The 13264-nt window shown below is 71.1% G+C and carries 8 protein-coding genes; 5 read left to right on the top strand and 3 right to left on the bottom strand.

The window, feature by feature from the left end; translation table 11 throughout:
* Nucleotides 1-89: 89 nt before the first annotated feature.
* Nucleotides 90-839, bottom strand: a complete 750-nt coding sequence (locus JI752_RS13300; protein WP_216964826.1) for an MlaE family lipid ABC transporter permease subunit — start codon at nt 837-839, stop codon at nt 90-92.
* Nucleotides 839-1627, bottom strand: a complete 789-nt coding sequence (locus JI752_RS13295; protein WP_216964824.1) for an ABC transporter ATP-binding protein — start codon at nt 1625-1627, stop codon at nt 839-841. The genes JI752_RS13300 and JI752_RS13295 overlap by 1 nt, the downstream gene beginning before the upstream one ends.
* Before the next feature lie 226 nt (nt 1628-1853).
* Here JI752_RS13295 and recC point away from each other — a divergent pair, with 226 nt between their 5' ends.
* From recC to recD, 3 genes are read left to right on the top strand one after another with little or no spacing between them, the layout of a single operon-like run.
* On the top strand, nt 1854-5177 hold the full coding sequence (gene recC, locus JI752_RS13290) for an exodeoxyribonuclease V subunit gamma (RefSeq protein ID WP_254200773.1): 3324 nt from the start codon (nt 1854-1856) through the stop codon (nt 5175-5177).
* Nucleotides 5174-8815, top strand: a complete 3642-nt coding sequence (recB, locus tag JI752_RS13285) for an exodeoxyribonuclease V subunit beta (protein WP_216964822.1) — start codon at nt 5174-5176, stop codon at nt 8813-8815. The genes recC and recB overlap by 4 nt, the downstream gene beginning before the upstream one ends.
* Nucleotides 8812-10638 (top strand): exodeoxyribonuclease V subunit alpha, encoded by a 1827-nt coding sequence (gene recD, locus JI752_RS13280; RefSeq protein WP_216964820.1) that lies wholly within the window; start codon nt 8812-8814, stop codon nt 10636-10638. The genes recB and recD overlap by 4 nt, the downstream gene beginning before the upstream one ends.
* An 82-nt stretch (nt 10639-10720) precedes the next feature.
* On the opposite strand, the gene JI752_RS13275 is transcribed toward recD, so the two are convergent.
* Nucleotides 10721-11812 (bottom strand): LysR family transcriptional regulator, encoded by a 1092-nt coding sequence (locus tag JI752_RS13275; RefSeq protein ID WP_216964819.1) that lies wholly within the window; start codon nt 11810-11812, stop codon nt 10721-10723.
* A 162-nt stretch (nt 11813-11974) separates the two neighbouring features.
* On the opposite strand from JI752_RS13275, the gene JI752_RS13270 reads away from it, so the two are divergent.
* On the top strand, nt 11975-12253 hold the full coding sequence (locus JI752_RS13270) for a hypothetical protein (protein ID WP_216964816.1): 279 nt from the start codon (nt 11975-11977) through the stop codon (nt 12251-12253).
* A complete protein-coding gene (locus JI752_RS13265) occupies nt 12253-13203 on the top strand; it encodes an SDR family oxidoreductase (RefSeq protein WP_216964815.1) in 951 nt (316 codons plus the stop codon). Before JI752_RS13270 ends, JI752_RS13265 begins: the two co-directional genes overlap by 1 nt.
* The last annotated feature ends 61 nt before the right edge of the window (nt 13204-13264 follow it).

The raw sequence follows: 13264 nt of genomic DNA, 5'->3' as shown, positions 1-13264 counted from the left end.
TTCGGGATTGGGGATTCGCAAGAGCGAGGGTGACGGACCGGGCTGGAGCGGGCTTCTACGAATCCCGAATCTCCAATCCCGAATCCCGGCTACTGGAACAGGAAGGCCGACATCACGAAATTGAACATCAGGACCAGCAGCGAGGCATTCACCACGGCGCGGGTCGTGGCCACCGAGGTGCCCTCGATGGTCGGCTCCGCGTGGTAGCCCACGTAGGCCGCGACCAGCGCCGAGGTGCCGCCGAACACCGCCGCCTTCACGAAGGCCATGACGAAGTCGTCGGCGAAGTCGACGCTGTCCTTGAGCACCTGCCAGAAAGTGCCGTTGTCCAGGCCGATCACGTGGACCGACTCGAAGTAGCTGGCAGCGATGGCAAAGCTGATGAAGAACGCGGTGAGCAGCGGCACGGAAATCACCGCCGCCCAGAAGCGCGGCGCCACGGCCTTGCCGACCGGGTCGATGGCCATCAGGCCGAGCGCGGTGATCTGGTCGGTGGCGCGCATCAGGCCCAGTTCGGCGGCGATCGAGCTGCCCGCGCGGCCGACGAAGAGCAGGGCGGTCAGCACGGGGCCCAGTTCGCGGTACAGGCCCAGGCCGAGCAGGGCGCTGACCTGGGCGGTGGCGCCGTAGGTCTCGAGCGCGCGATAGCCCAACAGCGTCACCGAAAGGCCGACGAACGCGCCGCCAACGGCGATGATCGGCAGCGAACGTGCGCCGATCTTGTAAATCTCGCGAGTCAGCTCGCGCCAAAAGTCGGCGGTCGGCTTGGACGCCCGCAGCACGGACAGCGAGAACAGCCCGGCCCGACCCAGGGAGCGGGTGGCGGCGACGAAGGGCATCAGGCGGCCTCCGAGTTGCGCGGCGCGGCGTCGAAGGCGATCGGGCCGTCGGGCTCGCCGTTGAGGAACTGGCGCACGAACGGGTCGTCGCTGCCCTGCAGCTGGTCCGGCGTGCCGGAAAAGACGATCCCGCCGTTGGCGATCACGATGGCGTGGTCGGCGACGGGCAGGGTCTCGTGCACGTGATGGGTGACCACGATGCTGGTCAGGCCCAGGGTGTCGTTGAGGCGCCGGACCAGCTCCATCACCACGCCCGAGGCGATCGGATCCAGGCCGGTCAGCGGTTCGTCGTAGATCATCAGCGGCGGATCCAGCGCCAGCGCGCGGGCCAGCGCGACGCGACGCGCCATGCCGCCGGAGAGCTCGCGCGGGAACGAATCGGCCACCGCGCGCAGGCCCACCGCATGCAGCTTCATCAGCACCAGCTGGCGGATCACCGCGTCGGGCAGCTTGGTGTGCGCGCGCAGGGGCAGGGCCACGTTCTCGGCGGCGGTGAGGTCGGTCAGCAGGCCGTTGCCCTGCAGCAGCACGCCGATGCCCTTGCGCAGCTCGAGCAGCGCGCGACGGCCCTGCGGCACGGGCTGGCCGAAGACTTCGACCGAGCCGGACGTGGGTTCGAGTTCGCCGGTCAGCGCAGCCAGCAGCGTGGACTTGCCGCTGCCCGAGGGGCCCAGCACCGCGACGATGCTGCCGCGCGGCACGTCCAGCGTGATGTCGCGCAGCACGGTGCGTCCGCCGCGATCGAGGCGGAGCTGGCGAAGACTGACGATGGGGGTTTCGTTCGTCATGCGCGGGGCGTGTTCGGCCGGCTGCCGTGAAGCCTGGCAGGATGGCCGGTTAGGGCTGAATGGGAACCGGAAGACCGGCATTGTCGCAGGTTCGCTGCACTTTGCCCGCCTGACGATCGGCAGGGTCGGCGCTGCACGGCGAGGGCCAGCATGGCGAGGAGGTTTTGGGGACGCCTTAAAGAACGCATCTCGTCGTGCGCGACCGCACTCCGGCAAGATACCGGCGATGCCCGGCCGCTCCGACTTCCGCCTCTACTACTCCAATGCACTGGACGTGCTGGCGGAGCTGTTCGCCAACCAGCTGCGCGAGCCCGTGCCGGGCCAGGCCTTGCTCGCGCCCGAGGTGGTGCTGATCCCGCAGGTGGCGATGCGCCGCTGGTTGCAGTCGACGCTGGCGCAGCGCCACGGCATTGCCGCGAACCTGCGCTTCCTCACGCCGGGCGAGTTCGTGCGCGAGACCCTCGACGCCAACGTGCCCGGCGCCAGCGACGACCTCGACGCCGCCGCGCTCCAGTGGCGTTTGTACGCGCAGTTGAGCGAACCGGCCGCGCTGGGCGGGCGGGCGTTCGCGCCGTTGCGGGCGTACCTGTCGGGCGACGACGCCCTCAAGCCGTGGGCGCTGGCCGGCGAACTCGCCGCCATCTTCGAGAAGTACCAGGCCTGGCGCCGCGACTGGCTGCTGGACTGGGAAGCCGGCCGCGAGCCGCACGAGGCCCAGGCCGAACTGTGGCGCCGCATCGCCGCCGGCCGCCGCCATCGCGCGCGCCGCATCGACGACTACCTCGCGCGCTTCGCCGCGCCCGACGCGCCGCTGCCGGCCGGCATGCCCGCGCGCCTGTTCGCCTTCGCCACGCTCAACATCTCGCCAGACGTGCTCCGCGTGATCGCCACGCAGGCGCGCGTGGGCACGCTGCACTTCCACGTCCCCACGCCTTCGCGCCGCTACTGGGGCGACCTGCCGAGCTGGGCCGAACGCCTGCGCGAGGACCCCGCCGAGAGCGAGGACGAGAACCCGCTGCTGTCCAACTGGGGCGCGGCCGGCCGCGATTTCATGGCCGTGCTCGGCGGCTACGACGTGGTGCACGCCTCGGCCGAAGAGGAGCGCTACGCGGACCCGGAAGCGCTGCCCGACGACGCGCCCGAACGCGACAGCCTGCTCGGCCGCCTGCAACGCGACCTGCTGCACCGGCGCGCGCCACGGCCGTGGCGCAAGTCGGTGGATCGCGACGATCCCAGCCTGCAGGCGCATGCCTGCCACACGCGTCTGCGCGAAGTGCAGGTGCTGCACGACCGCCTGCGCGCGCTGCTCGACGACCCGCGCTTCGACCCGCCGCTGCAGGCGCGCGAGATCGCCGTGCTCGCGCCCGACATCGATCCGTACCGCCCGCACATCGAGGCCGTGTTCGGCGGCCTGGGCGGCACGCGCGACTACATTCCCTATGCGCTGGCCGACCTGAGCCCGCTGGCGGGCGAGCCGCTGGCCGACGTCTTCCTGCGCCTGCTCGCACTGCCCGACGCGCGTTTCGGCGTGAGCGAAGTGTTGGACCTGATCGCCACCCCGGCGCTGATGGAAGCCGCCGGCCTCGACGCCGCCGGCCTGGAGCGCCTGCGCCTGTGGCTGCACGAAGCCGGCGCGCGCTGGGGCCTGGACCCCGACCACCGTGCGCGCCACGACGCGCCCGCCGACGACGCCTACACCTGGCGCTTCGCCCTCGACCGGCTGCTGCTCGGCCACGCCACCGGCCTGGACGACGACCTCGCCGGCGTCGCGCCGTGGACGGAACTGGAAGGCAGCGCGCTGGACGCACTGGACGCGCTGATCCGCGTGCTGCGCGTGCTCGCGCGCAACGAGCGCCTGCTCGGCCGCGCGATGACGCCGCCGCAATGGCGCGATGCGCTGTTCGCGTTGCTCGACGCGTTGTTGCCCGAACACCCGCGCACCGTCGGCGACCAGCGCGCGATCGAGCGCCTGCGCCGCCACGTCGACGCCTTCGCGCAGAGCGCGCGCCAGGCCGAGTTCGACCGGCCCGTGGCGCCGGACGTCGCCCGCGCATACTTCCGCACCGCGCTGTCGGAATCCGACACGCGCGCGCCGCTGCTCACCGGCGGCGTCAGCTTCGCGCGCATGGTGCCGATGCGGCTGATCCCGTTCCGCGTGATCTGCCTGCTGGGCATGAACGACGGCGATTACCCGCGCCGCGACGCCTCCGGCGGCCTCAACCGCATGACGCAGGAACTCACCACGCCCGCGCGCCGCTTCGGCGACCGCTCGCTGCGTGAGGACGACCGCTTCCTGTTCCTGCAGCTGTTCGCCTCGGCGGGCGAGGTGTTCCACCTGAGCTGGCTCGGTGCCGACCCGCGCGACGGCAGCGCGCGCGAGCCGTCGGTGCTGGTGTCGGAGTTGCTCGACGCGGCCGCGCACTACCACCACGACGCCTCCGCGCGCGCGGACCTGGTGCTGCACCATCCGTTGCAGCCGTTCTCGCCGCGAGCCTTCGGCGAACGCGCGGAGCCGCGGCACTTCAGCTATCTGGCGCCGTGGCATCCCGCCGCCGACGCCCTGCGCGCGCCGCGAAGCGCGCCCGCGCCGTGGTTCGGCGAGGCCTTGCCCGCGATCGATGCACCGGCCGAACTGCCGCTCATCGCGCTGCGGCGCTTCCTCGCCGATCCGCCGGGCCAATTCCTGCGCCAGCGCATGGGACTGCGCCTGCCGGACGAAGTGGATGCGCTCGATGACCTGGATCCGCTGTCCGCACCGACGAACGGGCTCGAACGCTGGAAGCTCCAACAGGTCGTCTTCGACGCCTGCGCCGACGATGAAACCGACGACCTCGCCGCGCGATTGCGCGCACGCGCGCTGCTGCCATCGGGTCCGCTGGGCGAACGCCTGCTCGGCGCGCTGAAGGCGCAGGTGCAGCCCTTCGCGCAAGCGCTGCGCCAGTGGCGGCAGGGCGACGCGGACACGCGTGCGTTCGAGCTCGACGTCGACGGTGTCCGCCTCTACGGCCATCTCGACCGCCTCTATCCGCAAGGCGCATTGCGCACGCGCCTGGACACGCTGCACGGACCGGCGCAGATCGCGCACGGCCTGGACTGGCTGGTGCTGTCCGCGCTGGGCGATGCGCGCCCGCTGGCGCAACTCGCACTGTGGGAGGAGGGGCCTTTCGTGCGCACGCGTGCGCCCATTCCGGTGCCGCAGGCGCGCGCGGCATTGCGCGAGCTGCTGGCGCTGTACCGCGAGGGCATGCGCGAACCGCTGCCCTTGCAGGCGCGATCCGCGTGGCGCTGGTACGACATGCCCCACGGCGATGAAGTCGCCGAGCAGGCGGCATGGAAGGTCGCGCGCGAAGCCTGGCAGGGCGACCGCGAGCGCAAGGTCTTCGGCGAAGGCAACACGCCCGGCGTGCAACTCGCCTTGCGCGGGCGCGATCCGTTCGCCGGCGAACTCGACGACCGCGACGGCCTGCGCTTCCGCGCGCTGGCCACGCGGCTGTTCGACGCGCTCGTGCACGGACGTGTCGCTGACGGTCGCAGCGGAGTGGCCGCATGAGCCGCGAAGCCGCCACGCACGACGCCTTCCTCGACCTGCCGCTGGACGGCGTGCGCCTGATCGAGGCCAGCGCCGGCACCGGCAAGACCTTCACGCTCGCCACGCTGGTGACGCGGCTGGTGATCGAACGCGGCCTGCGCGTCGGCCAGATCCTGGCCGTCACCTACACCGAGGCCGCCACGCAGGAACTGCGCGAACGCCTGCGCCTGCGCCTGGAACTGGCCGCGCGGCTGGCGAACGAAGTCGCGCTGATGCCGACCACGCTGGACGACGACAGCGAAGCGGCGGTGACGCGCACGCTGATCGAGCGCCAGGCGCGCGTCGAGGACCCGCTCGCACTCGCACGCCGCCTGCGCCAGGCCGCGCGCGAGATGGACCTGGCGGCGGTCTTCACCATCCATGGCTTCTGCGCGCGAGCGCTCGCCGAGCATGCGTTGGAAGCGGGGCAGCCGCTGCTGGCGCCGGAACTCACCGGCAGCGAACGCGAACTCGTCGATGCCGTCGCCACCGACCTGTGGCGTTCGCTCGGCGCCGAGCGCACCGATGCCGAACTGCTGCAAGCGCAATGGCGCACGCCGGAGGAACTCGCCGGCGACCTGCGCAAGCTGCTGTACGTGCCGCGCCTGCAGCCCGCGCCGCCGCCGCCGTCCGATGACCCGCTGCCGCGCCTTCGCGACGCCGCGCAGGCCCTGCGCGACGCGTTCCACGCACACGGGCACGACGCCTGCGCCTTGGTCGAAGCGGCGATCGACGCCAGGATCCTCAACGGCACGACCTACAAGCGCACGCTGATCGCCGAACTGCGCCAATCGCTGGCGCAATGGTGCCTGCAGGACGATCCCGCCGCGCCGATCCACGAACGCCTGGACCGCCTGACGCCGGCGATGCTGGCCGACAAGACCAACAAGCCGAAGAAGGGCCCGCCGCTGCAGCCGCCGCAATCGCCGCTGTTCGCGGCGGTGGAGGTGTATCTGGACGCGGCACGCGAACGCGGCCTCTGGCTCGCCTCGCGCCGCGTCGAACTCGTGCACCGCGTGCGCGAGGAAGCCGCGCGCAGGCTGGCCGCGATCAAACGCCTGCGCCGCGAGCAGACGTTCGATGACCTCATCGCCGACCTGGCCGACGCACTCGATGGCCCGCACGGCGCGCAACTGGTCGAGCGCCTGCGCGCGCAGTACGCGTTCGCATTGGTGGACGAATTCCAGGACACCGACCCGCGACAGTGGTCGATCTTCGAACGCATCTTCGGTGCGGCCGACGCGCATGAAGGCGACGCCGCCGAACCCGCGCTGTTCCTGATCGGCGACCCCAAGCAGGCCATCTACCGCTTCCGTGGCGGCGACGTGCACACCTACCTGGCCGCCGCCGATCGCGCGCAGCGCGCGCCGGCGCTGGACCGCAACTTCCGCTCGCGTCCTTCGCTGCTGCGCGCGATCGCGGCACTGTACGAGCAGGCGGGCGAGGGCGCCTTCGAGGACGAACGCATCCGCTTCCGCGACGTCGAAGCCGGCGGCGCGGTGAGCGATGCCGACTTCCAGCGCGACGGCCGCACCGCGCCGGCCCTGGAAATCAGCGTGCTCCCGCCGCCCGACGATGGCCGTCGCAAGCCGCAGTGGCTGGTGGGCGAGGCGCGCGAACTCGCGGGAGAAGCCTGCGTGGCGGCGATTCTCTCGCTGCTGCACGACGCACGCGAAGGCCGCGCGCGGTTGCACGAGCGCGGCCGCGAACGCGCGCCGGAATCGGGCGACATCGCGGTGCTGGTGCGCAACCACGCCGAGGCCACGCTGATGCGCGATGCACTGTCGCGCGCCGGCATCGCCGCGGTGGCGGCCGGTCGACGCAGCCTGTTCTCCACCGATGAAGCGCACGACGTGCTCGCGCTGCTGGAAGCGCTGTTGCGTCCGGACGACGACGCGCGCCTGCGCGGCGCGCTGGCGACGATGCTGGTGGGTCTGGATGCCGACACGCTCGCGCGATTCGACGACGATGCCGCCCTGCATCGGCACTGGCAGCTGCGTGCGCTCGCCTGGCGCGACCGCTGGCGCCGGCACGGGCCACTGGCGATGCTCGGTGACGTCGCCGCCGAACACGCGCCGCGATTGCTGGCCCTGGCCGACGGCGAGCGTCGCCTCACCAACACGCTGCAACTGGCCGAAGTGCTGCAGGAGGCCGACACGCGCGCCATCGGCGAACACGGCCTGGTCGACTGGCTGCGCACGCGCATCGCCGAGTACGACGACAGCGACGAGACGCAGCAGCTGCGCCTGGAATCCGACGCGCGCTGCGTGCAGATCCTAACGCTGCACAAGAGCAAGGGGCTGGAGTATCCGTTCGTGTTCCTGCCCTTCGTTGCGATCGGACGCGAAGGCCGCGGCGGCAATCTGTGCGAATTCCACGACGGCACCGGCCGCGTGCTGCAACTGCGCAGCGATGCGACGCCGTCGGACACCGCCGCATGGAGCGACGCGCGCGCACGTCACGATCGCGAGGAACGCGGCGAGGACGCGCGCCTGCTCTACGTCGGCCTGACGCGTGCGCGGCATGCGCTGTGGCTCGCGACCGGCCCGTTCGCCAATGCCACGTTGAGCCCGCTGGAGCCGATGCTGCGCGATGTGGACGCGCTCGAACAGCGCCTTGGCGCGTCCATCGACGTGCAGCGCCCGAGCTTGCCGCTGCGCCTGCCGGCCGCATTGGCGCCGGAGCGCGACGAACCCGTTCCGCCCGCCCGCAGCGCGCGCCGCGTCGTGCCGCGCGACTGGTGGGTCTACAGCTTCACCCAGCTCGCCAACGAAGCCACCGGCGCGGTGGAAGCCGCGCCGCGTGCGGTGGCGGAGGAGGGCGGCGCGCAGGACGAACCGGTGATCGCCACCTTCGACGGCGACGCGCGCTTCAGCGGCAGCCGCTTCGGCAACGTGCTGCACGGCGCGCTGGAGCGGGTGGACTTTGGCGCCTGGTCGCAATGGTTGTCGACCGGAATGCCGGAGGACGAACGCCGTCCGTTGGTCGATGCGCTGCATGGCGAAGGCTATGCGGACGAGGACATCGACGACGGCGTCGCGGTCCTGGCACCGCTGGTGGGGCATACGCTGACCGTCGCGCTGCCCGAGGGCGCGCGACTGTGCGAAGTGCCGCACGATGCGCGCCTGGCCGAAATGGAATTCCATTTCGCGCTCGATGCAACGCCGGTCGCGCGCCTGCTCGCACTGCTGCACGAGCACGAACTGCTGCGCGAGCGTCACGCCTTCGGCAACCGCCAGCGGCTGGAAGGACTCATGACCGGCAAGATCGACCTGGTCTATGCGCACGCCGGCCGGTATTACGTGCTCGACTACAAATCCAACCGCCTGCCCGCCTACGATCGCGACACGCTCGCCACCGCGATGGACGACAGCGAATACACGCTCCAGGCGCTGCTCTATGCGTTGGCGCTGCACCGCTGGCTGCGGTTCCGGATGGGCGCGGCATACGACTACGACACGCACTTCGGCGGCATCCGCTATCTGTTCTGCCGGGGCCTGGATGCTTCGTCAGCGGCTTCGCCCGGGGTGCACGCATGGCGTCCGTCGCGCGCGCTGATCGACGGGCTTGATGGCCTGTTCCGTCACGGCGTGGCCACGCCGGAGGAGGCATTCGCATGAGCCTGCTCGACGCACTGCTGCGCCAGGGCGCGCTGCGACCCGTGGACCATGCGTTGGCGCAGAGCCTGCGCCGCCTGGGGCGCGACACGGGCGACGCGGACGACCGTGTGCTGGTCGCCGCGGCGCTGGCGTCTTCGGCGATCGCGCACGGGCATGCGGGCCTGGATCTGTCAAACCCGCAGCGCGTATGCGACGCCGCCGTCGAATGGCCCGATGCGGAGGAGTGGCGCGAAGTGCTGGGCGCATCGCGCTGGGTTGCCAGTCCCTCGCATGCACAGGCCAGTGAGCAGGCGCCGCTGGTGCTGGAGAAGAACCTGCTCTACCTGCGCCGCTATCGCGAGTACGAGCGCAGGCTCGCGCAAGGCCTGCGCCGGATCGCCGCCGCCACGCCGCAGACAGCAGACCTGCATGCGCTCGCGCCGCTGTTCGCCATCCTCTTCCCGCATGCGCGCGACGTGGATCGGCAGGCACGCGCGGCCGCGCTGGCGCTGCTGCGTTCGCTGCTGCTGGTGACGGGCGGGCCGGGCACCGGAAAGACCACGACGATCGCGCGCGTGCTGTTGCTGCTGATCGCGCAGGCGATGTCGTCCGGCCAGCCGGCGCCGCGCATCGCGCTGGCCGCGCCCACCGGCCGCGCCGCCGAGCGCATGGCCGAGAGCCTGCGCGCCGCCGCCGGGCACCTGCATGCGCTCCACGGCATAGATCCGGCATGGTGCGACGCACTGCCGCACTCGGCGAGTACGTTGCATCGGCTGCTGGGCACGATTCCCGACAGCCCGCGCTTCCGCCACGACGCCGATCATCCGCTGCCGTTCGACGTGATCGTCGTCGACGAAGCCTCGATGGTCGATCTGCCGCTGATGTGCAAGCTGGTGGAAGCCGTGGCCGACGGCGCGCGCCTGATTCTGCTGGGCGATCGCGATCAGTTGCCTTCGGTGGAGGCCGGTGACGTGCTGGCCGCGATCACCGACGCGGCGGGCGAGGGCGATGCGTTGCCGGCGTCGCTCACGCGCGCGCTGGCGCCGTTGCTGGGTCCGCTGCCGGAAGGCGCGTCGGAAGGCGGCGCCCTGGCAGGGCATCGCGTGCAGTTGCAGCGCGGTTACCGCCAGGCGCAGTCGCTCGATCTGGCGCCGCTCGCCGATGCACTGCGCGTGGGCGATGCCGATCGCGCGATCGCGCTGCTTCGCGACGGTCTGGCCGGCGTGCGCTTCCACGAAGACATGCACGACCCACTCGCCGGTGCGTCGCGCGAAACACTGCTGGCCCCGTGGCGCGCGCTGATGGCGTCGAACGATCCCGCGCAGGCGCTGGAACAGGCGCGGGGCCTGCGTCTGCTCACCGCGCTGCGCGAAGGCGCGCAGGGTGCGGCTGCGCTCAACCAGCGCATCGAGGACGCGCTCGCCGGCACCCAGCGCGATCCGTATTTCCACGGGCGTCTGTTGCTGGTCACCGAAAACAGCTACCGCCACGGACTGTTCAACGGCGACATCGGCGTGGTCCAGCACGACGCTACGGGCGTGCCGGTGGCCTGGTTCGCGGGCGGCAGCGACGGTGTTCGCGGCTTCCATCCGGCGTCGCTGCCGGCGCATACCGGCGCCTTCGCGATGACGGTGCACAAGGCGCAGGGATCGGAATTCGACGCGGTCTGGCTGCTGCTTCCGCGACAGGATGCGCGCACGCTCTCACGCGAACTGCTCTATACCGGCGTCACCCGCGCGCGAAGCGAACTGCACCTGTGCGCAAGCGAGCCCGTGCTGCGCGCGGCGCTGGTACGGCATGCCTCGCGCGTGTCGGGGCTGGCGTGGCGGTTGCAGGTGGGGTGATCGCGCGCCCTGCTCTTCCTTCTCCCCTCGCGGCGACCGAAGGGAGTGCAGAGCTGAGAAGGTGCCCCCGAAGGGGGCGGAATCAATCCTCTTCTTCCTCATGCGCATCAGCCGCCACAGGCTCTTCCGCCTTCGCCTTGCGCTTGGCCTTTGCTGCGGCCGCGGCTGCGGGCTGCTGGGCGACCTTCGCCAACTCGGCGTTGATCGCATCGGCTGCGGACTTCTCCGCCGCCTTGTAGCGCGCACGCACGTTCGGGCAGAGCACCTGCATGTAGTCGGCGTCGAAGTTCAGGCGCTCGACCAGGAAGTCGACGAACGCGCGCACCTTCGGTGACTGCACGCGACCGCGGGGGAACACCGCGTTGAACTCGTAGTCCGGGCCGGTCCAGCCGGCGAGCACGCGCTGCACGTAACCCTGCTCGGCATACGCCTTCACGGTGACGTCGGCGGCGAGCATCAGGCCTTCGCCGCACAGCAGCGCACCGCTGAGCGGGCCGGGATCGTTGGCGACCAGCACCGGATCGACGCGATAGTCCACCGTGCGCGTGCCGTCGTTGAGCGACCAGAAGTACTGACCGTTGCGGCGCGACTTCTGCATCGCCACGGTGCGGTGGTGCACCAGATCGTCCGGATGCAGCGGCTCGCCGTGGCGCGCGATGTAGCTCGGGCTGGCGTAGACCTGCGTGCGGAACGTGGCCAGCTTGCGCGCGATGAGGTTGGAGTCGGGCAGGTTGCCCACGCGCAGGGCGACGTCCAGCTCCTTGTCGATGATGTCGAGCTGTTCGTTGGTCAGCACCATGTCCACGCGCAGTTCGGGATGGCGCGCATGGAACTCGCCCAGCAGCGGCGCGATCCAGGTGATGCCGACGGAGTAGGGCGCGGTGAAGCGCAGCCAGCCGCGCGGGCCGCCCTGCAACTGGCCGACGGCGCTTTCGGCTTCGTCCAGTTCGCGCGAGATGCGCTGGCAATGTTCGAAGTAGATGTTGCCGGCTTCGGTGAGGCCGAGCTTGCGCGTCGTGCGATGCAGCAGCTGCGCGCCGAGGCGGGTTTCCAGTTCCTGGACCTTGCGGCTGACGGTGGTCTTGGGCAGCTGCAGGGCGCGGGCGGCGGAAATGAAACTTCCGTGCTCGACCACCTTCACGAAGATCAGGGTGTCGTTGAGATCGCGGGCCATGTGGGGGGTTCCTTGGGCGCGGACGGGGAGGGCAGACGGACCGGGCAAACCGCCCGGTCGCATTTGGACCGATGACGGGACAATTATTCCCTCCAAATCGGACTAATCAAGTGCCGATTGCAAGCCTAATCTCTGCCCCACGCTCCCCCGACCCCCGCCGCCATGCTCACCCCCCGCCAAGCCCGATATGCCTTTCTGCCGGTCATGCTGATCGCCATGGCGATCCTGGTCGGCGTTGCCCTGATCGCCCTCCAGCAGGGGCTGGCGGCCGGTCCGGACGAGTTCTGGCTGCTCGCCTGGGTGCTGGCGTTCGTGCTGGCGCTGCCCGGCGCGATGCTGGTCCTGCCGGTGGTCAGCGCCGGCCTGCGCGCCGCGACCCGTCCGGAGACCGTCCCGCTCACGGGAGTAAAAATCCCGGATTCGGGACATTGGGGCCGATAATGAAGACGCCCGCCGCCAAGGCATCGGCCCAGAACACGGCCCAGAGCCGCCGCATCGCCCGCGCCGCCGTCGTCGTGCTCGGCGCGACCGGTGGCGTCGGCCGCGGCGTGGTCGAGGCCGCGCTGGCCAGCGGCCGGCCGGTGATCGCGGTCGCCCGCGACAAGGCCGGCCTGCAGTGCCTGCGCGGCAAGTTCCCCGATGCCGACCTCGGCGTCGTCGCCGGCTCGATCAGCAGCGACGGCGACGGCGAACGCCTGGCGCGCGACCTGCGCAAGCTGGGCCGCCCCATCGGCGGTGTCGTGGCCGCCGTGTGCGGCAGCGACACGCGCGGGCGGCTGCTCGATCATCCGGCGGCGTTCCTGCGCCAGACGCTCGACGACGACCTGCTCCCGCACCTCGCCGCCGCGCGGCACCTGCTGCCGTTGCTGTCCGAAGCCGGACGCACCGGCACCTATGTATTGATCGGCGGGCCGGGCGCGGATCGCCCGTGGGCCGGTTACGGCCACCGCTCCATCGCCACCGCCGCGCTGCGCATGCTCGCGCGCGTGCTGCACGAGGAAGCCCGCACGATCGGCGTGCGCGTGCAGTTGCTGGCGATCGACAGCCCCGTGTGCACCGAACTCAATCGCGCCCACGCCTGCGAACAGTGGCCCAGCGCGCTCGCGGTCGGCCAGCGCGCGCTGGCGCTGGTCGAGCCCGAGGGCGTGCAGCCGGCGCAGGCGGTCGTGAACTTTTCCGAAGTGACGGCGTTGCCGTTGCCGATGGACGCGGCGGATGTCGATCCGGCGTCCGCTGATTCGACGATTCAACAGGACCCCGAGCCTGGCGACGCGACCGCGCCGCCGAGCGCGCAGGCAGGACTGCTGCCATCACGCTGTCTACAGGACGCGCGCACGCTGCTCAGGAACCTGATCTCAACAGATAACAACAACCAGGAACGTTCGACATGACCTCCCCACGGAAAGAATTGGCCCGGTCGTATACCGGGATTCCCTACCTCGCTCTGGCGAC

Source organism: Lysobacter sp. MMG2 (assembly GCF_016735495.2).
GTDB lineage: Bacteria > Pseudomonadota > Gammaproteobacteria > Xanthomonadales > Xanthomonadaceae > Lysobacter_J.
The sequence above is the reverse complement of the archived record's forward strand: the minus strand, read 5'-3'. Positions and strand labels throughout refer to the sequence as shown.